Origin of the sequence: Arthrobacter oryzae (assembly GCF_031454875.1) — a bacterium.
In the GTDB taxonomy this organism is placed as follows: Bacteria; Actinomycetota; Actinomycetes; order Actinomycetales; family Micrococcaceae; genus Arthrobacter; species Arthrobacter oryzae_D.
Map to the genome: position 1 here is coordinate 487425 of NZ_JAVDRQ010000001.1, position 23900 is coordinate 511324.

Sequence of the window (23900 nt, forward strand, 5' to 3'; positions counted from 1 at the left end):
CACCGCATGGCAATAGTTACTAACCACGAAGCCGAGACCACGGAAGACGCCGTTGTGCCGTCCTCGCGCGACGCCGCAGCCCTGAAAGCGGACGGTGCAGCTGCGGCTGCCACCGGCGCGCAAGCTGCAAAAACGCGCCGCGGGGCGCTGGCTACGTCCGGCAGCCCGCTGGTGCGTCCTCCTGCCGCTGCGCATCTCTCCGACGAGCAGGTGGCCGAGCTGGGCCGGGAGCTTGATGCCATCAAGGACGACATCCTGGCCAAGCGCGGAGCCTCGGACGCCGCGTACATCCGCCGCATGATCAAGATCCAGCGCGCTCTGGAGATCTCCGGCCGCGCCACGCTGCTGGTGAGCCGGAACAAGGGCGCCTGGGTTGCCGGCACCACGCTGCTCAGCCTGGCCAAGATCCTGGAAAACATGGAGATCGGGCACAACGTGCTGCACGGCCAGTGGGACTGGATGCGGGACCCGGACATCCACTCCACCACCTGGGAATGGGACTTCGTCACCCCGGCCCGCGCCTGGCAGCACACCCACAACGACCTGCACCACCGCTGGACCAACGTGGTGGGCAAGGACAACGACGTCGGATACAATCTCCTGCGTATGGACCCCAGCCAGGAATGGAAGCCCTTCAACCTGGGCAACCCGCTCTATAACGCCATCCTGGCCCCGGTCTTCGAATGGGGCATTGCGATCTACGACCTTGAGCTGCAGGACTTCAAGGAGGGCAACAAGTCCAAGGAAGCCCTGGTCAAGGACCTCAAGGCCCTCGGGGTCAAGGCCCTCAAGCAGTTCACCAAGGACTACGCCGCAACCCCGGCCGTGGCAATGCTGACCGGTTCCGGCAAGCAGGCGCTGTACGGCACCCTGACCGCGAATGCTGTCCGCAACGTCTGGGCGCACGCGGTGATCTTCTGCGGCCACTTCCCCGACGGGACAGACACCTTCACAGAGGAAATGGTCGAAGGGGAGACCCGCGGTGACTGGTACGTCCGGCAGATGATCGGCTCGGCCAACATCTCCGGTTCAAAGTTCATGCACCTCATGACCGGTAACCTTTCGCACCAGATCGAGCACCACCTCTTCCCGGACATTCCGTCCAACCGCTATGCCGAGGTGGCACCCAAGGTGCGGGAGATCTGCAAGCGTTATGGCCTGCCGTACACCACCGGACCGATGTGGAAGCAGGTCGGCTCCACCTGGGCCAAGGTCTTCAAGCTGGCGCTTCCGCCCAAGAAGGCCTAGCAGGCCCAACCTGCTGTGAATGATTGACAACAAGGGGCGCCTGCCAATGCGGCAGGCGCCCCTTGTTGTGGCTAGGCGATCCCTAGGAGAATCGCCCCGGCCGGAAGGTGGCCAGCATGGGGTGCTTGTTCCCTGTCATGATCTCGCCCGACAGGAGTTCGCCGGCGATGAGCCCGAGTGTAGCCCCGGAGTGCGTGAATGCGACGAAGCAACCGGGTACCTGGCCCAGTTCGCCAAAGACAGGTTCGCCGTCACCGGGAATCGGCTTGTAGCCGATCTTCCATGATGCAGGCTTCAGATCGGGGTTGCCGTCGATGAGTTTGGAGGCTTCGTCGGCCAGTTCCTGGACCACATCGTCGGGGACGCTGAACGAGCCGTCCGCGTGCTCGGTGATGTGCTCCTCGTACCAGTCGTGATCCAGCGCGAAGGTGCTGCCGGGGTTGGGACGGACCGCGGCCCGCGGGGTGTTCATAACGGCCTGGACTTCGTGGTCAACCGGCTTTGTCAGCACCAGCATGGAGACGGGGGACCCGTTGGGGATCTGGACGCCGAGCGGTGCCACGACGGCTGGCGTTGCGGCGCCGCAGGCCACCAGTACCGCATCAGCCGCGTAGGTCTCGCCGGCCACTGTCTCGACACCGGTAGCCCGCCCGCCGTCGACCGTTACGGAGACTTTTCCTGCGTTGAGGACCAGTTGTCCGCCGCGGGCGTGGAATTCCTCCATGAGGAATTCCACCAGGTCCGGGAGGCTGACCCAGCCTTCCCCGGGATTGAAGATGGCGTTTTCCGGTATTGCACTGGAATCGATGCCGGGGGTGACGGCGGCGATATCCTCGGGTGCGAGCAGCCTGGAGTCGTAGCCGACGGACTTTTCGTAGGCGTGGCGGGCTTCGGTTTCGTCCCGCTGTCCGGCCGCATTCCACATCAGGCCTCCGCCGAACTGGAGCCATTCCCTGCCGGGATCCGAGGCGAAGAGTGTGCGGTACCGGTCCACCCCGGCGAGGCGCAGCAGGTGGTACGGGGTTGACCGCTCACCGGCGGAGTTGAGCCAGGAGAGCGAGCGGCCGGTGGCTTCACTGGCAAGGCCGCGTTCGGTCAGCAGGACCACGGATGCGCCTTGGCGGAGCAAATGGACGGCGGTGGAGACTCCGAGGATGCCGCCGCCGATGACGGCGACGCGTTTGGATGAGGGTGTGGAGGACATACGTCTTCCCTTTCTTCGGTGGTTGGCGGTTGGTTCGCGCGGGTTGGTCCCGCAGCTACGCGAAGGCGTGGATTTTTTCGATGATCCTGAGGACTTCGAGGGATTCGGCGGGTTGCACCGGCAATGGCCCGTGTCCGGCGAGGGCCGCGGCGAGCTGTACGTAGAAGCGGGGGTAGTCACCCCGCTCGGCAGGTACGGGTGCAGCATCTCCGTCAATGCCCAGGATCCCCCAAGAATCCTGGGGGTCAACGCCGTAGCAGGGATCCGACGGCGTCATTCCGGCTGCGAGTGCCGGCTCCTGGCTGTCCAGGCCCCATTTGGTGTAGCCGGCACTTGAGCCAAGCACGTGAAAGCGCGGTCCTACTCGGGCGGCCATGCCGTTCATCCACAGCCTTGTCCGGACCCCGGATACGTGGAACAGGGACACGAACGCTTCGGTATCGGCGCCCTCCGGATGGGAACTGTGGCTCGCTGTTTCCCCGTAGCTGTCCTGCACGGGACCGAACAGCTGGATGGCCTGGTCTATCAGGTGGGCGCCGAGGTCGTGGAGGATGCCGCCACCCTCTGTCAGCGTGGCGGTATCGCGCCAGTTCCCGAATCCTTCCGGCCGCCACCATTCAAAGCGCGACTCGAAGGTGCGGATGTCACCCAGGGCACCCTCCCGCACAAGCTTTTGGAGCGTCAGGAAGTCGGCGTCCCACCGGCGGTTCTGGAACACCGTCAGCTGCACACCGGCGTCGGCCGCCCGGGAGATGAGTTCTTCGCCGTGAGCCGATGTGGTGACGAACGGCTTGTCCACCACCACATGGAGACCGTGCGCTACGGCCGTAGCGGCCAGGTCCAGGTGCGTGAGCGGGGGAGTGCCGAGGACCACAAGGTCAAGGTCAGCGGCGAGGGCGAACATGGCCTGCGGCGTCGGGACGACGCGGGCCTTCGGGTAACGCCGGGCCGCCTCGGCGGCACGGTCCGGATCCGCTGTCACGATCACGTCGAGGGAGTAGCCGCGATCAGCCTCGATCAGCGGTGCATGGAAGACCCGCCCCGAGACCCCGAAGCCGACGACGGCGGTCCGGATGGGCGCTGTTGGCGTACGAGGCATCAGAGCACCTCCGAAAGGAAGCGTTGAAGGCGCTCGCTGCGGGGGTTGTCGAACATATCTGCAGGCGTACCGGACTCCACCACTTCACCTTCATCCATGAAGACCACCTGATCGGCGACTTTGCGGGCAAAGCCCATTTCATGGGTGACCACGAGCATGGTCATTCCGCGCCGGCCGAGCCCGGCCATGAGGTTCAGTACGCCTTTGACGAGTTCGGGGTCGAGTGCGCTGGTTGCTTCGTCGAAAAGCATTACCTCGGGTTCCATGGCCAGGGCGCGTGCGATGGCGACGCGCTGCTGCTGGCCGCCGGAGAGGTCCCGGGGCCGGTGGTCGGCGCGCTCCGCGAGCCCTACCTCGGCGAGGCGGAGGCGGGCGCGTTCCCGGGCTTCGGTCTTGGACATGCCCTTCACGCTCCAGAGCGCCAGGGCAACATTCTCGAGGGCGGTGTGGTCCGGGAAAAGGTTGAAGTGCTGGAAGACCATTCCGATGCGGGCGCGCAGGAGGTCAGGTTTGACCTGGAGTGCGCTTTCGCCGGCCAGGAGCACGTCGCCGCTTTTGGGTTCATGCAGGCGGTTGACGCCGCGGAGCAGCGTGGACTTGCCCGAACCTGAGGGGCCGATGATGCAGGTCGTGGTTCCGGGGGGAACTGTCAGGCTGACGTTGCGGAGTACTTCGATGTCCCCGTAGGCCATGGTGAGGTTCTGCAGTTCCAGGCTGGAACCGTGGAATGTCTGGCTTCCCGCGGCGGCCGCGGTGTGGGCGGTGTTGCTTGCGAGGCTCATGTGTTGCTCCCGGTGATCAGCGGCGAGGCCGCGTCGAGTTCCTTGACTTCGTTCAGCCCGCTGCTGGGGGCTGACGGGCGGCGCCGGCCGGTCCTGAATCTGTTGTCGAAGTAGTTGACCAGGTGGGTCAGGGGCACCGTGATCACCAGGTAGAAGATGCCTGCCATGACCAGCGGTGAAAGGTTTCCGGAGAGTACGGCTGCATCCTGTCCCACGCGGAAGAGTTCCCGCTCTGAGACCAGCAGGCCCAGGAAGTAGACGAGGGAAGAGTCCTTGACGATGGCAATGAACTGGTTCACCAGGGCCGGAAGGACCCTGCGGATGCCCTGCGGCACCACTACCAGGGCCATCGACTTGGCATAGCTCATGCCCAGTGCGCGGCACGCTTCGCCCTGCCCCTTGTCTACGCTTTGGATGCCCGCCCGGAAGATTTCGCCGATGTAGGCACTGGCGATCAGGCTCAGCGCGATGATCCCCAGCGGGTAAGGCGAGGGCCCGAAGATCGACTGGCTGAGCCGGGCGAAGCCCTGTCCGATCAGGAGGATGGTGAGGATGGCAGGCAGGCCGCGGAAAAGATCGGTGTAGATCCGGGCCGGCACGCGCAGCCACCTGGAGGGGGAAATGCCCATGACCGCGACGATCATGCCCAGGGCAACCCCGATGATTGTCGCCGCGACCGAGATGATCAGGGTGTTGAGGAGGCCGACCCCAAGAAGCTGGGGCAGGACTTCGGCCATTGCGCCGAAGTCGAAAAATGTACGGATGATGGTGTTGAACCAGTCCATGGTTGCTCTCAGACGTAGGTAGCTTGTGAATCCCGGGCTGGCCGCGGATGGCGGCCAGCCCGGTCATTGGCAGCGGACTCTTTGCCCGGGCAGGGTGCCCGGCGATCGGCTTGTGTCGGACTACTTGCTAGGGGCGGGAGTAGCCGTCTGTTCTGCCTTGGGCAGGTACTGCTCGGGCATCGGCGATCCGGGGAACCACTTCTGGTAAAGCTTCTTCCAGGTGCCGTCTTCCATCGCTTCAGCGAGTCCCTTGTTCAGGGCCTCCTTGAAAGCGGTCTTCCCCTTGGCGACGGCGAACCCGGCCGGTGCGTCGAAGGACGGGATGTCCGCCGCGCTGACCAGGCCGTGCTGTTCCTGGTATGCCTTGGCTGCCTCGTAGTCCAGGAAGTGGGCGTCGACGGAGCCGCTGTTGACCGCGGCGATTGCGGTGTTGTTGTCCGGGAAGCGCACCAGGTTGGCCGAGGTGAAGTTCTTGACCGCGTAGGCTTCCTGAAGCGTTCCCTGCACCACGCCGAGCCGCTTGCCGGACAGGCCGTTGGCATCCGTGATGCCCGAGGTTTTGGTGGTGATGACGGTCAGGTACCCGGCGAGGTAGCCGTCAGAGAAGTCCACGGTTTCCTTGCGCTTGTCCGTAATGCCGATGGCGGCAACGCCGACGTCGAATTGGCCGTTGGCAACCGCGGCGAGCAGGCCGGAGAAGTCCTGGCCGGTGAAGACCACATTGTCTACGCCGGCGCGGTGGGCCACGTCCTTGAAAAGCTCAACATCGAAGCCGGTGAAGTTACCCTGCGCATCAGCGAAGGTGTACGGCTTCGAATCGCCCAGGCTGGCAACCCGGATGGTGCCGGGCTGGATCAGGCCGTAGGGGTTCTCGGCCGATGTGGAGGACGAAGCGGGGGTCGATCCGCCGCAGCCGGAGAGCGCAAGGAGGGTTGCAACGGCAGCTGCAACAATCACCCCGGGGCGGAAGTTCAGTCGTTTGGTCACAGCATTGTCCAATCTTGGGAGCAAGGGGCCATCGGCCCTTTTGTCGAAATCCCCTTGCTGAGTCCGGTCTCACCACTTACGATTGAGACCGGACTCACAGTGGGTTGCTAAAAATGTAACCCAAGCCACACCGGCCGTCAAGGCCCCTCCGGAAGGCGTACATGAGCAGCAATGGTTCGAGGCGACGGGACATAACAGTCGCGGATGTGGCAAAGGCCGCCAACGTGTCCAAAGCGCAGGCGGCACGCGCGCTGGGAAACTACGGGGCAGTGAGCGAAGATGTCCGGGAGCGTGTCCTGGCCGCGGCGGAGGAGCTTTCCTATCGCCCGAATGAACTCGCCCGCAGCATGAATACAGGCAAATCGAACACCATCGGCGTGGTGGTGGGGGACATCGAAAACCCGCACTTCGGGCTGGCCACGAGGGGCATCACCGACACGGCCAAGAAGAGCGGCTTCAACGTCATCCTTATCAATACCGACGAGGAACGGGCGGCCGAAGTGGACGCCGTCCAGGTGCTCCTGGACAAGCGGGTGGACGGGCTGATTGTGGCACCCGCCTCGTCAACCGAAACGCAGCACCTCCAGCGGGTCCAGGATTCCGGCCGCCCACTGGTCCTCCTCGACCGCGCCGCAGACGGTCTCCAGATTGATACCGTGACCGTGGAAATGACGGACGTGGCCTACGAATCCACGCGATACCTCATTGAAGCCGGGCACCGGAGGATCGCGTTTATCTCCACGCTTAAGTCCGCGGTCCCCTACAGCGAAGGGGTCCAGTTGGATTCATCGCAGATAGCGGAGCGCGTCAACGGCATGGACCGTGCCTTCCTGGACTCCGGCCTGACGCTTCCCGAGGACCTGGTCCGCCTCAACGCCGGGGACGCCGAATCCATCCGGAACATCACGCGGGAGGTCCTGCTTATGCCGGACCCGGCCACCGCGGTTGTCGCCTCGGACGGCCTCATTGCGCTCAGCGTCGTCGAGGCCATCCAGGAAATGGACCTGTCCATCCCCGAAGACGTGTCATTCCTCATGTACGACGATTTTGCCTGGACCCGGCTGACCAGTCCGCCGCTGACGGTCATTGCCCAGCCCGTCTACGAGATGGGCGTTGCGGCCGCGGAAGCCCTGATCCGGCAAATCGAAGGCCGCAGACCCGCAGCGGTGCCCACGTTTACTGCCCGCCTGATCAGGCGAAACTCAGTCGGAGCGCCCCGGAAGTCCGAGCTGCCCAGCGAGGCCACCCCTAGCCGATAAGCAGGCTCAGGGCCTCCGTCAGGTGCTCAACTTCCCGAACGGAGAAGCCCGCCGGGATGGGGCCGGGACCGTTGTGGCTGGCCGGGACTACGGCATGGGTGAAGCCCAGCCGGTGGGCTTCCTGGATGCGCTGGTTGATGCCAGGAACGGGACGGACCTCCCCGGCCAGGCCCACCTCGCCGAACGCGATCAGCCGGATGGGCAAGGGCTTCCGTGCCTTCGCAGAGGCCACTGCCAGCGCAACCGCAAGGTCCGTTGCGGGTTCGCTGAGCTTCACGCCCCCCACGGTCGCCACGTAGGAATCGTCCTTGTGCAGCAGGCAGCCGGCACGCTGCTGCAGCACCGCCAGCAGCATGGACACGCGCGAACTGTCCAGACCACTGGTGGCCCGGCGGGGCTGCGAATTGGGGCTTTCAGCGAGGAGCGACTGCACCTCGGCCAGCAGTGGGCGTCGCCCTTCCATCGTCACGGTGATGCACGTGCCGGAGACCGGTTCCTTGGTGCGGCTCACAAAGAGCCCGCTCGGATCCGTAAGCCCCAGGATGCCGTCCTCGTTGAGGTCGAAGCAGCCGACGTCGTCGGTGGGGCCGTACCGGTTCTTCACAGCCCGCAGGAGCCGCAGCCTGGAGTGCCGTTCGCCTTCGAACTGGCACACGACGTCCACCAGGTGCTCCAGGAGGCGCGGGCCGGCGATGGATCCGTCCTTGGTCACATGGCCCACCAGCAGCGTGGTCATATTGCGCCGTTTGGCGGCGGAAATGATGGAAGCGGCAACCTCGCGCACCTGCGACACGCCGCCGGCGCTGCCGTCCACATCCGCGCTGCTGAGGGTCTGGACGGAGTCCACAATCAGCAGCCTCGGCTCGATCTTCTCCACCTGGCCCAGGGCCTGGCCCAGGTCCGTCTCTGCCGAGAGATACAGGGAATCCGCGACGGCGTCGATCCGCTCGGCGCGGAGCTTCACCTGCGCCGCTGACTCCTCGCCCGTGATGTAGAGGACGTCCTGCGCCGTCCGGGCGAACTTGGCGGCCACGTCCAGGAGCAGGGTGGACTTGCCTACGCCGGGCTCACCGGCCAGCAGGATCACAGCGCCGGGTACCAGCCCGCCGCCCAAAACCCGGTCCAGCTCATCCACGCCGGTGGGCAAAAACGCTGCCGTGGTGGCGTCCACCTCGGCGATCCGGCGGGCCGGCTCCAGAACCGTTGTTGCCGCCGTCGTCCGCGCAACGGCGGCACCGGTTTCCTCAACAGTGCCCCAGGCCTGGCACTCACCGCAGCGGCCAACCCATTTGACGGTGGTCCAGCCGCATTCGGCGCACTTGTAGGCGGGCGCCTTGGACGCCCGGGAAGTCTTTGTTGCCATGCGTTCCACCCTATCCGGGGAGTCTGACAGTACTGGTGATCGGGCCTGTCGGGATCCCGTTTCGCCGAGCCCGGCCGCCGGTCGTTGTTACAGCGGCGGGAGGATGTCCCGGGCTTCCTTCGAGTCCATGCCGGTGGCCTCGAGCAGGTCCACCATCAGGGGGCGGAACAGCATGACCACGGTTTCGCCTTCGAGGCGCTGGACGTCCAGCAGGCGCGGATGCAGCCGCCCGGCGATCTCGGTCAGTTCCAGCCGCGACGTCCGAAGGTGCGCGCGCCGGGCGCCTTCGTGCATTTCGGCCAGTCCCAGGGACAGTTCGTCGATGGCGGCGGCGGTTTCCTGCAGGACCTCCGCGATGTTCTCCGTGGCCTCGTCGGAGAGCGCGGCGTGGTTGATGGCGCTGGTCAGGCGGCGGGCGAACACGCGACTGTTGCGGAGCGCGAGGTCGATGTAGTCCAGCGACTGCTCCAACCGGTCGATCTCGTCGCGGTGGCGCCGGTAGGCCGGGGCGAGCGTGGCCACCTCGCCGGAAGCACGCAGTGACTGGCGCATCGCATCCACCAGCGGCTGGCAGTTCCGGCCGCGGACCAGGGCATGCCAGGCCTCGGTGGAATCGCTGTTCGCCAGGGCTGACGAACAGTCACGCAGCACCTCGGCAAGCTCATGCAGCAGCTTCTGTACGTCCTTCCGCGGTTCCCGCCGGGGATCCTTGGGCACCAGGATGGTGACGAGCAGCGCGAAGATCCCGCCCACCACGGCATCAAGGCTCCGCGTGAAGGGGCCGCCGGCCGGCGCCGGCAACAGCACCACCAGCAGGGACTGCAGGCCGAGCTGGGTGGTGAAGATGGTCCCGCTGTCCAGGAAGCGGGCAAGCAGGATGGAGAACAGAAGTACGACGGCAGCCTGCCAGATCCCGGCTCCCAGCCAGTGCAGCAGGAGGTCACCCACCGCTATGCCGATGGTGCAGCCCAGGCCCACTTCAATGACCCGGCGCAGCCGCGGGTCCCGGGAAAAACCAAGGGCGATGAGTGAGGACGTGGCGGCGAAGAGCGGACCGGAATGGCCCAGGACGTATTCGGCGAACGCATACGCGCCCACAGCGCAGACCGTCATCTGAATGGCGGGCACCAGGGAGTTCCTGCTCCGGACCATACCGGTGCGGATCCTGGCTCGGAGGAATCTTCTGCTTGCGGAAATTCCTGTCGCGGGGGCCATGCGTTCCAGTCTATTCACTGGCGTTGCACTACGGCCGGAGATGTGATGTGCGCAATGGTGACGCTGCACATGTAAGCCGATGTCCCGCCGTCGTTAACCGTCCGTTCATCTTGGTCCCCACATCCCGTTACCTAGGGCCCATACCTTCAATAAAGGTACAAAAAGTACGCAACTTCTTATGTTCGGACGTCTCCGGTCCGGCACGCATCAGAAAATCCCTGGAAGGGGTACATCTAGTGAAGGCACTCCGCTTCGGCCGCCACGCGGCTCTCGCTGTCATCGCAGCCGGCGCACTCGCGCTCACCGCCTGTGGTTCCGACAACGCCACGAACACGGCCCAGACCGGTGCTCCGTCCGCCACGGGAGCCAACGTCACCGGCACGCTGACCGGCATCGGTTCGTCCGCCCAGGGCGCAGCCATGGATGTGTGGAAGACCAACTTCGCGTCCGCGAACCAGGGCGCCAACGTCCAGTACTCGCCCGACGGTTCCGGTGCAGGCCGCAAGGCCCTGCTGGACGGCTCCGCACAGTTCGGCGGCTCCGATGCCTTCCTCAAGGACGAAGAGTTCGCATCGTCCAAGGAAACCTGCGGCCCCGAGGGTGCCGTCAACATCCCGGTCTACATCTCCCCGATCGCCATTGCCTTCAACATCCCGGATGTCAAGGAACTGAAGCTTGACGCCGTCACCGTGGCCAAGATCTTCCGCGGAGAGATCGCCAACTGGAACGATCCCGCCATCGCAGCCATGAACCCTGAAGTTACGCTTCCGGACCTCAAGGTCACTCCGGTGAACCGCTCTGACGACTCCGGCACCACCACCAACTTCACCGAGTACCTGGCCGCCGCCGCTCCGGAAGCCTGGACCGACAAGGCTTCGGGCGTATGGCCTGCCTCGCTGAAGGGTGAGAACGCCAAGGGCACTTCCGGTGTGGTCAAGACCGTCACCGACACCCCCGGTGCCGTCACGTACGCCGATGATTCGGCTGTCAGCGGCAAGCTTGGCATCGCGCAGATCAAGGTGGGCGAAACCTTCACCAAGATCTCGGCCGAGGCCGCAGCCAAGGCTGTCGATGCCGGCAAGCCGGTAGAGGGCCGTTCCGCCAACGACCTGTCCATCAAGCTGGACCGCAAGACCACCATCGAAGGCGCCTACCCGGTTGTCCTGGTCTCCTTCCACGTTGTCTGCTCCACGTATGCCACCCAGGAAACCGTTGACCTGGTGAAGGCTTTCGAGACCTACGTAGTGTCCGACGCCGGCCAGCAGGCTGCAGCAGACGCCGCAAAGTCGGCTCCGCTCTCCAAGGACCTCCAGGAGAAGGCTGCCAAGGCCATCGAGACCATCAAGGTCAAGTCCTAGGGGATTCGCAGCACAGCAAGGCATAGTGGAAACACGAGCCTGAGCCAAGTTCCCTGTCCCGGACGGGACGGTCACAGACCGTCCGGCGGGGCAGGGAACTTGGGCGTTTGTCCGAAGTACAACCAGTTTCACCGCTGCTGACACCGGATCGGTCCGGATACGGCAGACGGTTCTATCCGAACCCAGAGGATCGTTTGTGACCACCACCTCCCTGACACAGTCCCGGGGCGCAGGGCGCGCCGGAGACAAGGTCTTTTCCGGAGCCGCCCTGGCCGCAGGGTGCCTGATCCTTGCCGTGCTCTTTGGCGTTGCCCTGTTCCTGGTAATCCAGGCGATCCCGGCCCTGGTGGCCTCCCCGGACCAGATCCAGGGCGGCGAGGGTTTCTTCGCCTACATCTGGCCGATTGTGATCGGTACCCTGATCGCGGCCATCATTGCCCTGGTCATCGCCACCCCCGTGGCCATCGGCGTCGCGCTCTTCATCTCGCACTTCGCACCGCGCGGCCTGGCTTCCGGCCTGGGCTACGTGATCGACCTCCTGGCCGCCATCCCGTCAGTGGTCTACGGCGCCTGGGGTGCCGCGTTCCTGGCCAAGGAAATCTCCCCGGCCTACGACTGGCTGGCCGCCAACATGGGCTGGCTGCCGATATTCCAGGGACCCGCGTCGGCCACTGGCAAGACCATCCTCACCGCCGGAATCGTGCTGTCCGTGATGGTCCTTCCCATCATCACCTCCCTGAGCCGCGAGATCTTCCTGCAGACCCCCAAGCTGCACGAGGAAGCCGCACTGGCACTCGGGTCCACCCGCTGGGAAATGATCAAGATGGCAGTCCTCCCGTTCGCCCGCCCGGGCATCGTGAGCGCCGTGATGCTCGGCCTGGGCCGCGCCCTCGGCGAAACCATGGCCGTGGCCCTGGTGCTCTCCTCCGGCGCCCTCACAACCAGCCTGATCCAGTCCGGCAACCAGACCATCGCCGCTGAAATCGCCCTGAACTTCCCGGAGGCCAGCGGCCTGAAGGTGAGCACGCTGATCGCGGCGGGCCTGGTCCTGTTCGTCATCACGCTCGGCGTCAACATGATTGCCCGCTGGATCATCAGCCGGCACAAAGAATTCTCGGGAGCCAACTAAATGACCTCCACCCTCACCCCGGTCCGCAAGCGTTCCGCGCTCACCAAGGGCCAGCTGCCCAAATTCGCCCCGTACGTGGTCCTGGGCCTCGCCCTGGTCATCGGCGCCGCCATCCTGGCCCTGATCGGCTTCAACGCGTTCGGCTGGGGCATTGTCTCCGCCATCCTGTTCACGGCCGGCCTAGTGGGCTGGAGCGCCGCTGCGGAAGGCGGGCGCAAGGCCAAGGACAAGCTGGCCACGTGCCTGGTGGTCGGGTCCTTCCTGGTGGCCCTGCTGCCGCTGATCTCGGTCATCTGGACGGTCCTGGTCAACGGGCTCCCCGGGCTCCTGGACCCCGGCTTCCTCACCACGTCCATGAACGGCGTCACCGGCGCCTTCGACAACAAGAGCGTTGAAGAGGGTGCGCCCGTTCTCGGCGGCATCTACCACGCCCTCCTCGGCACCATCCAGATCACCCTGCTGGCAACGGTCATCTCCGTACCGGTGGGCCTGCTGACCGCCGTCTACCTCGTCGAATACGGCGAGGACCGCACGCTGGCCCGGGCCATCACCTTCTTCGTTGATGTCATGACGGGCATCCCGTCGATCGTCGCCGGCCTGTTCGCGGCCGCCTTCTTCTTCGCCGTTGTGGGACCCGGGACCAAAACGGGGGCCGTTGCCGCCGTCGCGCTTTCCGTCCTGATGATCCCGGTGGTGGTGCGATCCAGCGAGGAAATGCTCAAGATCGTGCCCAACGAGCTCCGCGAGGCAGCGTACGCCCTGGGCGTCCGCAAATGGCGGACCATCCTCAAGGTGGTCATCCCGACGGCGATCTCCGGCATCGCGTCCGGCGTCACCCTGGCGATTGCCCGCGTGATCGGCGAAACCGCTCCGATTTTGGTGACCGCGGGCTTCGCCACCAGCATCAACAGCAACGTCTTCAGCGGCTGGATGGCCTCGCTGCCAACGTTCATCTACACCCAGATCCTGAACCCCACGTCGCCGTCAAACCCGGATCCCTCCTCGCAGCGGGCCTGGGGTGCCGCGCTGGTGCTGATCATCCTGGTCATGCTGCTGAACCTCGGCGCACGGCTGATTGCCAGGACCTTCGCACCCAAGACCGGCCGCTAGTCCGCCGGTACAATTCAATTCGTATCCAGCAAGTGAAGGAATACCATGTCTAAGCGCATCGACGTCAAGGATTTGAACGTCTACTACGGCAAGTTCCTGGCCGTTGAAGACGTCAACATCAACATCGAGGCCAAGTCCGTCACGGCGTTCATTGGCCCGTCGGGCTGCGGAAAGTCCACCTTCCTGCGCACCCTGAACCGCATGCACGAAGTGATTCCGGGCGCCCGCGTGGAGGGTGAAGTCCTGCTGGACGGGGACAACCTGTACGGCCCCGGCGTGGACCCCGTGACCGTCCGCTCGCAGATCGGCATGGTGTTCCAGCGCCCCAACCCGTTCCCGACCATGTCCATCCGGGACAACGTGCTGGCAGGCGTGAAGCTGAACAACCAGAAGATGTCCAAGGGCGAGGCCGATGCCCTCGTGGAACGCTCCCTGCAGGGCGCCAACCTGTGGAACGAAGTGAAGGACCGCCTCGCCAAGCCCGGTTCCGGACTCTCCGGCGGCCAGCAGCAGCGCCTGTGCATTGCCCGCGCCATCGCCGTGGAGCCGCAGGTCATCCTGATGGACGAGCCCTGCTCGGCCCTGGACCCCATCTCCACCCTGGCCATCGAGGACCTCATCAACGACCTCAAGGACCAGTACACGGTGGTCATCGTCACCCACAACATGCAGCAGGCAGCGCGCGTTTCGGACCGCACCGCGTTCTTCAACATCGCCGGAACCGGCAAGCCTGGCAAGCTGATCGAGGTGGGCGAGACCCACACCATCTTCAGCAACCCCACCCAGAAGGCCACGGAAGACTACGTCTCCGGCCGCTTCGGATAATCCCCGCCGCCACCCTAGCCTCGCAAGCTCGGCCAGGGAACCCTGGCGGCGTGGGCCCACCCGCCGCCACCCTAGCCTCGCAAGCTCGGCCAGGGAACCCTGGCGGCGTGGGCCCACCCGCGCGATCGGTTGCTCCGTAACCGCCGTTTTGGCACCTCAAAACGGCACCTGTGGAGCAACCGATGCTGCGTTAAAGGTCCTGAAGGGGAGAGAGCGAGAGCTCCAGCACGAAGGCGGCCGCCGCCGTGACCACCGGCGTGAAGACCCAGAAGGCCAGGATCCTCAACACCAGCCTGCGGTTGGTCACCGGGAAGCCCTGGTTGCTGCCGGCGCCCAGCACGGCAGCCGTAACCGTGTGCGTGGTGGACACGGGCCAGTGCAGCCCGATGGCGCCCAGCAGCAGGATGACCGAGCTGTAGAGCTGGGCTACGAAGCCGCGCAGCGGATCGATCCGGGTGAGCTTGTAGCCGATGGTGTAGGAAATGCGCCAGCCTCCGGCCAGGGTTCCGGCGGTCAGCATCGTGGCGGTGAGCAGTGCCACCCACACCGGCATGGCGGCGCCGTCGGACAGCCCCGAGGCGAGGAGGGCCAGCAGCAGCACCGCGCTGGTCCGCTGGCCGTCCTGCAGGCCGTGGCCAAAGGCCACAGCACCGGCTGCGATGGCCTGGGTCCGGCGGGAGCGGCTGTTCACCACGTTGGGCGGTGTGTAACGGGCAGCCCAGGTGGCCGGCCACACCAGCAGGTAGGCGCCCACGAACGCGATAACGGGGGAGAGCAGCAGTGGCAGCGCCACCTGGAACAACAGGGAGTTGTTGACCCCGCCTACGTAGTTCCCCCCTACCAGCACACTGGCCAGCCCGGCGCCGGCGAGCCCTCCCACCAGGGCGTGCGTAGACGAGGACGGAATGCCGCGCCACCACGTGTAGATGCCCCACAGGACGGCGCTGAGCAGGCCTGCGACCAGGATGGTCAGGCCGTTTTCGCCGTCCGGCAGCGAGATCCAGCTTCTGCTCACCTGCTGCGCCAGGCCCGCGCTGAGCGACGCGCCCACGAAGTTGAAAAGGGCGGCCAGAAGGACAGCCACGGTGGGGGTCAGCGCCCGGGTCCGTACGGCCAGGGCCACGGACGTTGACGCGTCCCTGAAGCCGTTCAGGAAGGTGAATCCCGCCGTCGCCACTACCACTACGGCAAAGAAGAACACGGTCACGTCAGGATTCCTTGACGATGATGCTGCCTACCTGGGTGGCAATGCGCCGCATGTCCTTGGTGACGTCCACCAGTTGGTTGGCGATGTCCCGGTTCCGGGCGTATGGGGCGCCCTTCATGTCCTTGAGCATGTCCGCCACCCACACCCGGTGCGTCCGCTCGGCGCGCTTGGCGAGGCGCAGGATTTCGATCCAGTAGTCCTCCAGATCGTCCAGATTGTTCAGCCGGCGCATGGCATCTACCGTGAGTTCAGCCTGCCGGGCGATGATCTCCAGCTGGTCCGCGGCACGCTTGGGGAACCGTTCGAGCTTGTACAGGGCCACCAGCTCCGCGGCGGCGTCCAGCTTCTCCATGGCCTCGTTGAGGTACCGGGACAGCGCGTACATGTCCTCGCGCGGCAGGGGATTCACGAAGCTGGTGCGCATGTGGGTCAGCAGCGCGAACTGCAGCTCAGCGGACTTGGCCTCGTGATCGTGCATGTCTTCAACGAGGCGGGTGTGCTCCGTGGCCGGGACACCGAGGATTTCAGCCAGCGTTCCGGTGGCGAGGACAATCTGGCGGGCCATCTGCGAGAGCAGGTGCAGCCCTGCGGGCTCCTGCGGGAAGAGTCGGAGCTTCACCTTCGGGTTCCGGTGGGGGAAGGCGAAGGCATGGAATGTGGCCCCTGGGCCATGTGACTTGACGTTGACCCGCACATGGGGACTACTTTACCGGCAGAAGTATCCGGGCATAAAAGTGGTGCCGAACCGGATACGCCTCTCGGCGGTAGGCCGCTCTAGGCGGCTAAATGTTGAAGCCCGGGGGTTTCGCGGTTCGGCACCAGTTTCAGTTTTCTACTTTGGCTGAACCAAGTCAACATTGACAGCCGGGCCCCTCCGTGCGTAACAGTGGTGGACTTACGAAGCCGCCGCGGCCGCGGAGCCCCGCCGTCCAGGCCGTCAGTCCAGTTCGCCCAGCCGCCAGGCGTTGGCCGCGTGCTCCAGGTCTTCCGCGGTCTTCACCAGGAGGTGGGAATTGCGGGTCAGTTTGCTCGCGTGGTTCTCGTTGCTGTGCTCCGCACCGTCGGCCAAGGTGGCCTGGCCCAGGGCCACCACCCGGCAGAAAGCAGCGGAACGTTCCAGCGCGACGTCGAACTCGCCGTCGAACGCGCCGGAGAGGATGGCATCCGCCATCGTCTTCATTTCGTCCGCCCCCGGCGGTTCGGCAGCACCGGCAACCACATTGGACACCTGCGCCGTGTCCTTGCCGGCTTTGAAGTACACGGAGATGCGCTCGGGGTCCTGGATGGTTGCCGCCCGCAGCGCGTACAGGCGCCACAACGCGCCGGGGAGGGAGCGTGCCGGGCTTTCGGCCCACATCTCGGCAATGGCTTCCAGGCCCTGCTCGTCCGCGAGCTTGACGAGGCGCCTGGTGACTTTGGGATCGTCGCTGTCGCGGCCGTGGCGGACCAGCGCCTGGGCGGCGAGATGCGCTGCCTCGGAAACGCGTGCAGGGTCCGCGCCCCCGGCGAACGGCTCAAAGTCGATGGGCGCAAAAGGTTTCGGCTTGTGATGCCGGTTTGCGCCGCCGTAGGCCCTGGATCCTGCTTGCTCGCTCATGCCCCCACGCTACTCCTGTGCTGTTCTGTTATCGAGCTTGCCGACGGGCGGCTTAAGGAGTAGTGGAGGCAGCTGCCACACGAAGCTGAATGTCCGACGGCGCCACGCGCCGAAGTGTGTAAAAGCTGCCCCCGGCGTGGGGTACAGTATTTAACGTCCAGAAATGGACTGGCTGACAGTCCGATTGCGTGCGTTCGCCGCTCGCATTCATGGCAGTCAGCTGGGGCCTTTAGCTCAGTTGGTAGAGCATCGGACTTTTAATCCGTGGGTCGTGGGTTCGATCCCCACAGGGCCCACTCTTTTAGCGAAGAGTGGAAAACCTCCGGCTTCCTGGTAACAGGAGGCCGGAGGTTTTTTGTTGTCCGGAAACAGTTTGCCTCTCGCGCTACTGGCCCGCACTAGCTGCCGATGCTATTTTCCGGTGAGCGTCCAGGAGCGCTTGGACAGGCCGAACCAGAAGCCGTCAATGGCCGTCCTGGCGTTCAGGTCTCCGGATTCGTAGGCTGCACCCAATGCCACGTAAAGCGGCGCCCAATGCTCGCTGCGCGGATGCGCTTCGCGGGCCGCCGGCGCCTTGTGCAGGAAGTCCAGGATGGAATCGACATCGCCGGCCGCCAGGGTTTCCTCGGCCCAGTGGTCAAATTCGCTGGAGACGGAAGGCGGCGCCGTGTCCGGTCCGGCCGCCGGGTTGAACCAGCGCAGGTTGTGCGTGGTGAAGCCTGAGCCGACGATGAGCGTTCCGCGGTCCCGCAGCGGAGCCAGCGTTTTGCCCAGGTTGAACAGACCCTGGGGATCCAGCGTGGGCATGGACATCTGGAGGACCGGGATATCGGCCTCCGGGTACATCTCCACGAGCGGAACGTACGCGCCGTGGTCCAGGCCCCGCTCCTCGTCACGTTCCACATGGTGGCCGTGGATGGAAACGAGCTTCTCCACTTCGGAGGCGAGTTCCGCAGCCTGGGGTGCGTCGTAGGTGACGTCGTAGTACTTCTGCGGAAAGCCCCAGAAGTCGTAGACCAGACCCGGATTCCGCGAGGTGGCGCTGAGGGTCACCGGCGCATTCTCCCAGTGCGCGGACACCATCAGGATGTCCTTGGGCTTGCCGTAGGTGCCGGACCAGGCGCTGAGCTCGCTGGTCCAGCGGGCGTCGTCAGCCAGGGGAGGGGCGCCGTGGCTCAGGAATAGTACCGGCGGGCGATCAAGTGTCTGCGTCATGACTCCAGTCTAGGAGGTTTTACTTGAAACTTCAACCAATTTTTTTGAAAGAACTAATAGACCTGCGTCGGGCAGGGGTCCCTATGTGATGCCGGACACTCACTTACGTATACTGGGACGGTTTTGCAGCCAATCTTGGGGTGCCGCTTGCGAGGGGCAGGGGCCGGCAAACACCAACCGCCCACCAGGATCCCCAGCAGTTAGGTATTGCGCCCATGTCAGGTCGCCGAGCAGCAGGCCCGCAGCGTCACGGCCGTTTGCCCCGCAAGTCACCGTTCTTCTGGCCGAGGATCCTCATGATTGTCGGCGTGGTGGCGGCCGTCGCCGTAGCCGCCGGCGCTGTCCTCTGGATCACGGGGAACCGGCCGTCCCTGGCAGGCGCTCGCTGTGACGTTCCCGTGGAAGTCCGCGTCGGAGCGGACGCCGCCCTTGCCCCGGCCCTGCAAAGCGCGGCCGCGGCGGTACCCGCCGAAGCCTGCGTCAAGTACACCTTCGAGACGCAGACGCAGCCTGAGCTCGCGGCCTCGGTGACGGCGGGGAAAGATGCCCCGGACCTGTGGGTGGCTGATTCGGCAGTCCGGGTGCAGCGCGTCGTGACCGCCGCGGCGCCTGAAATCACGGTGGACTCCATCGCCTCGACGCCCGGCGTCATTGTGGGCCGCCAGGGGGAGGTCCCCGGGTTCCCCACATGGCTCAGTGCGCTGCAGGCTCCCGGCGTCAGGTTCAGCGATCCGCTGGTGACCGGCAGTGGCGAAGTGGCGCTGCTGGGCGCACTCGCCGAAGTGGAGGCCGGCCGCGCGGACGCGAAGGCGCTCCAGGCCGCGACTGCCCAGCTCGCCCAGGGCGAGAGCCGGCGCACGGGAGAAAAGCTGACCGATGCCAAGCAGCTCGAGGCAGCGGCATCCGCCGGGGGATTCGCGATTGTCACAGAGCAGGCCTGGCTGGCGTTCGCGCAGGCGGCTCCCGGGACCGGGCTTTCAGCATCGATGCCGCACACCGGCTCCGTGTCGCTGGACTACCCGGTGGCCGTCACTGCCGCGGGCAGGGCGCGGGGCGGTGCCGCAGCCGACGCTGCCCGGGCGCTGGCGTCCGCCATGGCAACCGAGGACGGAAAAAAGGCGCTCGCCGCCGTCGGACTTCGGCCGGCCGACGGCAGCCGCACCCCGGACCGGCAAGGCGTGGGCAGCGTTGCCGCCCTCAGGCCCGTGTCAGCGGAAACTGCTCAGAGGACGCTGAAGGGCTGGTCCCTCCAGGCCGTTCCCTTCAGGTCGCTGGTGGTGATGGATGTCTCCGGCTCGATGAACTTCCCGGCAGGTGCCCAGACCCGCATGCAGCTCACGCAGCAGGCGGCCATTGCGGGCAGCAAGCTGTTTCCCGACACCGCCGCGCTGGGGATGTGGGCGTTCTCGATCGGCCTCGGCGGCGGCAGCCAGGACTATGTGGAGCTCGATCCCGTCCGGAAAATGGGGGAAGCGGTGGACGGTGTCACCCAGCGGGAGCGGCTGGTGGCGGACATCTCCGGCCTGGATAAGCGGACCGGCGGCGCCACGGGACTCTACGACTCGACCCTGGCCGCGTACCGGACGGTCAAGGCGAATTACGATGCGCGGGCTGTCAACAGCGTGATCCTGTTCACCGACGGCGCCAATGAAGACCCGGATTCCCTGAGCCTTGAGGAACTGCTGGAGGCCCTGGAGCGCGAGCGGGATCCGGCAAAGCCCGTGGTGATCGTCAGTATCGGCATCACTGACGACGCCGACGCAGGGACGCTCCGGAAGATTTCCGAGGCCACCGGCGGCACAAGTTATGTGGCGAGGAATCCGCAGGATATTCCGAACGTGTTCGTGGATGCGCTGCAGGCTCGAGCACAATAGCTTCATGGCCTACAGCAGCGAGCGGCGCCTTCCGCGACTTGAAGACGTGGCGGAACGTGCCGGCGTCTCCCACCAGACAGTGTCCCGGGTAATCAACAACCACCCCAATGTGAGCAAGGCAACCAGGGAGCGCGTCGAGGCTGCGGTCGCCGAGTTGGGGTACCGGCGGAACACCGCCGCGCGCAGCCTGGTGACCCGGCGTTCCCACACCATTGGTGTTTTGGCCAGCGAGCTGTCCCAGTACGGCCCCGCCAACACGCTGCTCGGGGTGGAGCAGGCGGCACGCGATGCCGGATATTTCGTGAGCATCGCCGCCCTCCGGGAGGTCAGCGCTGATTCGATCGCCGATGCCGCACGCCATTTCATGGACCAGGGCGTGGACGGGATCGTAGCCCTGGTGCCGCACACGGGAACGCTGCAGGCGCTGGAGGTGCTCAACCTGGACGTGCCGGTTGTGGTGGTCGGCTCGAGCGGAGAAGGCAGGTTCAGCGGGGCCATGGTGGACCAGAAGCTTGGAGCCAGGCTTGCCGTGGCCCATCTGATTGAGCAGGGCCACAAGCGCATTGGCCATATCTCCGGCCCCCAGGACTGGATCGACGCCGCGGCACGGGCCGAAGGCTGGCGCGAGGCGCTCACCGAGGCCGGGCTGGCGGACGACCTCTTCGTCGAGGGCGACTGGAGCGCCGGAAGCGGCTACGGGATCGGCCAGAAGCTCGCCGTCGAACGCAGCGCCACGGCCGTGTTCGTGGGAAACGACCAGATGGCGCTGGGCGTCCTCAGGGCCTTCGGCGAAGCGGGTGTGCGGGTGCCGCAGGACGTCTCCGTAGTGGGTTTCGACGACCAGCCGGAGGCGGGCTACTTCATGCCGCCCCTCACCACTGTCCGGCAGGACTTCGAAGAGCTGGGGCGCCGGTGCATGGACATGATGCTGGCCTTGCTCGAAGACGGCGCCGGGGCGGGAACCACCGTAGTCAACCCACGCATGGTGGTGCGGGCAAGCACGGCACCGCCGGCCTGAGCCGGCCCACGCTCCGGCCCGTCCGGCCGGGAGCTTTCCTGCCGTTGGCATTCCCTGCAGTAGAGGCCATGTCTTGACAGGTTGTTTGTTAGCGCTAACAATTGAGGTCAACCGCAGAGCAGCGGAGACTATTGGAGGAATTGATGGACGTCACAGCAGACGGTTCAGACAGCTTTGTGATCGGCGTGGACTACGGCACGCTGTCAGGTCGGGCCGTGGTGGTCCGTGTTCGGGACGGCAAGGAACTGGGCAGCGGCGTATTCGAGTACCCCCACGCCGTGGTCACCGACGCGCTCCCGGCCGACCTGGCGGACGCAACGGACGGAACAGCCGCCCGACTGCCCGGCGAATGGGCCCTGCAGGTGCCGAACGATTACCGCGACGTCCTCCGCCGGGCGGTGCCCGCGGCCGTCGCCGACGCCGGGATCGACCCTGCCGCCGTGGTGGGAATCGCCACTGACTTCACGGCCTGCACCATGGTCCCGGTCAAGGCGGACGGCACGCCGCTGAACGAACTGCCCGGATTCGCCAACCGCCCGCACGCCTATGTGAAGCTGTGGCGCCACCATGCCGCCCAGCCGCAGGCGGATCGCATCAACGCGCTGGCCGCGGAACTCGGCGAAGACTGGCTGCCGCGCTACGGCGGGCTCATCTCCTCCGAGTGGGAGTTTGCCAAGGGCCTGCAACTGCTGGAGGAAGACCCGGAAACCTATGCGGAAATGGACCACTGGGTGGAAGCAGCCGACTGGATCGTGTGGCAGCTGTGCGGCAACTACGTCCGCAACGCCTGCACTGCGGGGTACAAAGGCATCTACCAGGACGGCCGCTACCCGTCGGAGGAATTCCTGGCTGCCCTGAACCCGGACTTCAAGGATTTTGTCAGCGCCAAGCTGGCACACACCATCGGCCGGCTCGGCGATGCCGCGGGATACCTGACGGCTGAGGCCGCAGCCTGGACCGGGCTGCCCGAGGGTATTGCGGTCGCAGTGGGCAACGTGGACGCCCACGTTACAGCGCCCGCAGCCAAGGCAGTGGAGCCCGGGCAGCTGGTGGCCATCATGGGTACCTCCACCTGCCATGTCATGAACGGTGCGGAGCTGCGTGAAGTTCCGGGCATGTGCGGGGTGGTGGACGGCGGAATCGTCGACGGCCTGTGGGGCTACGAGGCGGGCCAAAGCGGCGTGGGGGATATCTTCGGCTGGTTCACCAGCAACGGCGTTCCGCCCGAATACCACCAGGCAGCGGAAGCCGCAGGCCTGGGCATCCACGAGTACCTCACGGAACTGGCCTCCCGCCAGGCCATCGGCGAACACGGGCTCATTGCCCTGGACTGGCACTCCGGCAACCGCTCGGTGCTGGTGGACCACGAACTTTCCGGTGTCGTGGTGGGCCAGACCCTGGCCACCAGGCCCGAAGACACCTACCGGGCCTTGCTGGAGGCCACCGCCTTCGGCACGCGCACCATCGTGGACGCCTTCCGCGACTCGGGCGTGCCGGTCAGGGAATTCATCGTGGCTGGCGGCCTGCTGAAGAACAGGCTGCTCATGCAGATCTACGCGGACATCACCGGTCTGCCGCTGTCCACGATCGGCTCCGCCCAGGGGCCGGCGCTTGGTTCGGCCATCCACGCCGCCGTTGCCGCCGGGGAATACGCGGATATCCGTGCCGCCGCGGCTGCCATGGGCTCGGAGCCCGGCAGCATTTATATTCCCATTCCGGAAAATGTTGCCGCCTACGAAAAGCTCTTCCAGGAGTACCGCACGCTGCACGACTATTTCGGCCGCGGCATCAACAGCGTGATGCACCGACTCAAGGCCATCCAGCGTGCGGCGCGGCCGTCGTTTGCCACCCCCGCCGGTGCCGCTTCCCCCGCCGGTGTCACCGGCGCCCAACACCAGAAGGCGGTCCCGGCAGACTCGGCCGCAGAGGAAGTGTCCGCATGAGCAACCTTTTGGAAACCATTGCAAAGGTCCGTCGCGAGGTTTGCGAACTGCACGCGGAGCTCACCCGCTATGAACTGGTGGTCTGGACGGCCGGCAACGTCTCCGCCCGTGTTCCGGACGAGGACCTGATGGTCATCAAGCCGTCCGGAGTCTCCTACGCCGACCTCACGCCCGAGAGCATGGTGGTCACCGATCTCTACGGCGTCCCCGCGGAGGGCGAGTGGGGCAACCCGCCGTTCTCGCCGTCGTCGGACACTGCGGCTCATGCATACGTCTACCGGCATATGCCGGAAGTGGGCGGAGTAGTGCACACGCACTCCACCTACGCCACGGCGTGGGCCGCCCGCGGCGAGGCGATTCCGTGCGTGCTGACCATGATGAGCGATGAGTTCGGAGGGAGCATCCCGGTTGGTCCGTTCGCACTGATCGGCGACGACTCGATCGGCCAGGGCATCGTGGAAACCCTCCGGAACTCCACGTCACCGGCGGTCCTGATGCAGAACCACGGACCGTTCACCATCGGCAAGGATGCCCGCTCCGCCGTGAAGGCCGCCGTGATGTGCGAGGAAGTGGCACGCACCGTCCATATCTCCCGCCAGCTGGGCGAACCGCTGCCCATCGACCAGGGCAGCATCGATTCCCTCTACGCCCGCTACCAGAACGTCTACGGCCAGTAGCGCCG

General features: G+C 65.6%; 21 protein-coding genes and 1 tRNA gene. 11 read left to right on the forward strand and 11 right to left on the reverse strand.

Features of this window, described 5'->3' with window-relative positions:
• Window positions 1-6: 6 nt before the first annotated feature.
• Window positions 7-1248, forward strand: coding sequence for a fatty acid desaturase family protein (locus J2805_RS02315; protein ID WP_309968530.1), 1242 nt, complete (start codon window positions 7-9; stop codon window positions 1246-1248).
• Window positions 1249-1330: 82 nt separating this feature from the next.
• Here J2805_RS02315 and J2805_RS02320 read toward each other — a convergent pair whose 3' ends face one another.
• From J2805_RS02320 to J2805_RS02340, 5 genes are all read right to left on the reverse strand, one after another.
• Window positions 1331-2452, reverse strand: a complete 1122-nt coding sequence (locus J2805_RS02320) for an NAD(P)/FAD-dependent oxidoreductase (RefSeq protein WP_309968532.1) — start codon at window positions 2450-2452, stop codon at window positions 1331-1333.
• Window positions 2453-2507: 55 nt separating this feature from the next.
• A complete protein-coding gene (locus tag J2805_RS02325; protein WP_309968536.1) occupies window positions 2508-3551 on the reverse strand; it encodes a Gfo/Idh/MocA family protein in 1044 nt (347 codons plus the stop codon).
• Window positions 3551-4333 (reverse strand): amino acid ABC transporter ATP-binding protein, encoded by a 783-nt coding sequence (locus J2805_RS02330; RefSeq protein WP_309968539.1) that lies wholly within the window; start codon window positions 4331-4333, stop codon window positions 3551-3553. Before J2805_RS02330 ends, J2805_RS02325 begins: the two co-directional genes overlap by 1 nt.
• Window positions 4330-5118: an amino acid ABC transporter permease gene (locus tag J2805_RS02335; RefSeq protein WP_309968542.1), complete on the reverse strand. Its 789-nt coding sequence runs from the start codon at window positions 5116-5118 to the stop codon at window positions 4330-4332. The genes J2805_RS02330 and J2805_RS02335 overlap by 4 nt, the downstream gene beginning before the upstream one ends.
• 120 nt (window positions 5119-5238) lie before the next feature.
• On the reverse strand, window positions 5239-6105 hold the full coding sequence (locus tag J2805_RS02340) for an ABC transporter substrate-binding protein (RefSeq protein WP_396134187.1): 867 nt from the start codon (window positions 6103-6105) through the stop codon (window positions 5239-5241).
• 161 nt (window positions 6106-6266) lie between these two features.
• Between J2805_RS02340 and J2805_RS02345 the strand changes: the two genes are divergently transcribed.
• Complete coding sequence (locus tag J2805_RS02345; RefSeq protein ID WP_309968549.1) at window positions 6267-7364, forward strand: LacI family DNA-binding transcriptional regulator; 1098 nt, start codon at window positions 6267-6269, stop codon at window positions 7362-7364.
• Here J2805_RS02345 and radA read toward each other — a convergent pair.
• On the reverse strand, window positions 7354-8727 hold the full coding sequence (gene radA / locus J2805_RS02350; RefSeq protein ID WP_307048401.1) for a DNA repair protein RadA: 1374 nt from the start codon (window positions 8725-8727) through the stop codon (window positions 7354-7356). The genes J2805_RS02345 and radA overlap by 11 nt on opposite strands.
• 87 nt (window positions 8728-8814) lie before the next feature.
• Entirely contained in the window at window positions 8815-9942 is a 1128-nt protein-coding gene (locus J2805_RS02355) for an FUSC family protein (RefSeq protein WP_309968553.1), read from the reverse strand.
• A 236-nt stretch (window positions 9943-10178) separates the two neighbouring features.
• Here J2805_RS02355 and pstS point away from each other — a divergent pair, with 236 nt between their 5' ends.
• The 4 genes from pstS (at window position 10179) to pstB (ending at window position 14364) form a co-directional block, all read left to right on the forward strand.
• A complete protein-coding gene (gene pstS, locus J2805_RS02360) occupies window positions 10179-11300 on the forward strand; it encodes a phosphate ABC transporter substrate-binding protein PstS (RefSeq protein WP_309968556.1) in 1122 nt (373 codons plus the stop codon).
• 196 nt (window positions 11301-11496) lie between these two features.
• Complete coding sequence (gene pstC, locus J2805_RS02365; RefSeq protein WP_309968559.1) at window positions 11497-12429, forward strand: phosphate ABC transporter permease subunit PstC; 933 nt, start codon at window positions 11497-11499, stop codon at window positions 12427-12429.
• Window positions 12430-13539 carry a phosphate ABC transporter permease PstA gene (gene pstA / locus J2805_RS02370; protein WP_309968562.1) on the forward strand — a complete coding sequence of 370 codons (1110 nt, stop codon included), beginning with the start codon at window positions 12430-12432 and terminating at the stop codon, window positions 13537-13539.
• 45 nt (window positions 13540-13584) lie between these two features.
• Window positions 13585-14364 carry a phosphate ABC transporter ATP-binding protein PstB gene (gene pstB, locus J2805_RS02375; RefSeq protein ID WP_307048391.1) on the forward strand — a complete coding sequence of 260 codons (780 nt, stop codon included), beginning with the start codon at window positions 13585-13587 and terminating at the stop codon, window positions 14362-14364.
• A 190-nt stretch (window positions 14365-14554) separates the two neighbouring features.
• On the opposite strand, the gene J2805_RS02380 is transcribed toward pstB, so the two are convergent.
• The 3 genes from J2805_RS02380 to J2805_RS02390 form a co-directional block, all read right to left on the reverse strand.
• Window positions 14555-15571 carry an inorganic phosphate transporter gene (locus J2805_RS02380; RefSeq protein ID WP_309968566.1) on the reverse strand — a complete coding sequence of 339 codons (1017 nt, stop codon included), beginning with the start codon at window positions 15569-15571 and terminating at the stop codon, window positions 14555-14557.
• 1 nt (window position 15572) lies between these two features.
• Complete coding sequence (locus J2805_RS02385) at window positions 15573-16190, reverse strand: DUF47 domain-containing protein (RefSeq protein WP_309968569.1); 618 nt, start codon at window positions 16188-16190, stop codon at window positions 15573-15575.
• A gap of 318 nt (window positions 16191-16508) precedes the next feature.
• Window positions 16509-17168, reverse strand: coding sequence for a hypothetical protein (locus J2805_RS02390; RefSeq protein ID WP_214841962.1), 660 nt, complete (start codon window positions 17166-17168; stop codon window positions 16509-16511).
• A 223-nt stretch (window positions 17169-17391) separates the two neighbouring features.
• Between J2805_RS02390 and J2805_RS02395 the strand changes: the two genes are divergently transcribed.
• Window positions 17392-17464 (forward strand) — tRNA-Lys (locus J2805_RS02395).
• 115 nt (window positions 17465-17579) lie between these two features.
• On the opposite strand, the gene J2805_RS02400 is transcribed toward J2805_RS02395, so the two are convergent.
• A complete protein-coding gene (locus J2805_RS02400; protein ID WP_309968576.1) occupies window positions 17580-18383 on the reverse strand; it encodes a dioxygenase family protein in 804 nt (267 codons plus the stop codon).
• Window positions 18384-18679: 296 nt separating this feature from the next.
• Here J2805_RS02400 and J2805_RS02405 point away from each other — a divergent pair, with 296 nt between their 5' ends.
• From J2805_RS02405 to J2805_RS02420, 4 genes are all read left to right on the forward strand, one after another.
• A complete protein-coding gene (locus J2805_RS02405) occupies window positions 18680-20257 on the forward strand; it encodes a substrate-binding domain-containing protein (RefSeq protein WP_309968579.1) in 1578 nt (525 codons plus the stop codon).
• 4 nt (window positions 20258-20261) lie between these two features.
• Complete coding sequence (locus J2805_RS02410) at window positions 20262-21275, forward strand: LacI family DNA-binding transcriptional regulator (protein ID WP_309968581.1); 1014 nt, start codon at window positions 20262-20264, stop codon at window positions 21273-21275.
• Between the two features lie 143 nt (window positions 21276-21418).
• A complete protein-coding gene (araB, locus tag J2805_RS02415) occupies window positions 21419-23218 on the forward strand; it encodes a ribulokinase (protein WP_309968584.1) in 1800 nt (599 codons plus the stop codon).
• Window positions 23215-23895 carry an L-ribulose-5-phosphate 4-epimerase gene (locus tag J2805_RS02420; protein WP_309968587.1) on the forward strand — a complete coding sequence of 227 codons (681 nt, stop codon included), beginning with the start codon at window positions 23215-23217 and terminating at the stop codon, window positions 23893-23895. Before araB ends, J2805_RS02420 begins: the two co-directional genes overlap by 4 nt.
• Window positions 23896-23900 lie beyond the last annotated feature (5 nt).

Bases quoted from the DNA above. Each gene is read 5' to 3' on its own strand.
- J2805_RS02405 (WP_309968579.1), top strand. From the start codon at position 18,680: ATGATTGTCGGCGTGGTGGCGGCCGTCGCCGTAGCCGCCGGCGCTGTC.
- araB (WP_309968584.1), top strand. From the start codon at position 21,419: ATGGACGTCACAGCAGACGGTTCAGACAGCTTTGTGATCGGCGTGGAC.
- radA (WP_307048401.1), bottom strand. From the start codon at position 8,727: ATGGCAACAAAGACTTCCCGGGCGTCCAAGGCGCCCGCCTACAAGTGC.
- J2805_RS02390 (WP_214841962.1), bottom strand. From the start codon at position 17,168: ATGAGCGAGCAAGCAGGATCCAGGGCCTACGGCGGCGCAAACCGGCAT.
- pstB (WP_307048391.1), top strand. From the start codon at position 13,585: ATGTCTAAGCGCATCGACGTCAAGGATTTGAACGTCTACTACGGCAAG.
- J2805_RS02320 (WP_309968532.1), bottom strand. From the start codon at position 2,452: ATGTCCTCCACACCCTCATCCAAACGCGTCGCCGTCATCGGCGGCGGC.
- J2805_RS02355 (WP_309968553.1), bottom strand. From the start codon at position 9,942: ATGGCCCCCGCGACAGGAATTTCCGCAAGCAGAAGATTCCTCCGAGCC.
- pstA (WP_309968562.1), top strand. From the start codon at position 12,430: ATGACCTCCACCCTCACCCCGGTCCGCAAGCGTTCCGCGCTCACCAAG.
- J2805_RS02420 (WP_309968587.1), top strand. From the start codon at position 23,215: ATGAGCAACCTTTTGGAAACCATTGCAAAGGTCCGTCGCGAGGTTTGC.
- J2805_RS02410 (WP_309968581.1), top strand. From the start codon at position 20,262: ATGGCCTACAGCAGCGAGCGGCGCCTTCCGCGACTTGAAGACGTGGCG.
- J2805_RS02335 (WP_309968542.1), bottom strand. From the start codon at position 5,118: ATGGACTGGTTCAACACCATCATCCGTACATTTTTCGACTTCGGCGCA.
- J2805_RS02345 (WP_309968549.1), top strand. From the start codon at position 6,267: ATGAGCAGCAATGGTTCGAGGCGACGGGACATAACAGTCGCGGATGTG.
- J2805_RS02325 (WP_309968536.1), bottom strand. From the start codon at position 3,551: ATGCCTCGTACGCCAACAGCGCCCATCCGGACCGCCGTCGTCGGCTTC.
- J2805_RS02400 (WP_309968576.1), bottom strand. From the start codon at position 18,383: ATGACGCAGACACTTGATCGCCCGCCGGTACTATTCCTGAGCCACGGC.
- J2805_RS02315 (WP_309968530.1), top strand. From the start codon at position 7: ATGGCAATAGTTACTAACCACGAAGCCGAGACCACGGAAGACGCCGTT.
- J2805_RS02330 (WP_309968539.1), bottom strand. From the start codon at position 4,333: ATGAGCCTCGCAAGCAACACCGCCCACACCGCGGCCGCCGCGGGAAGC.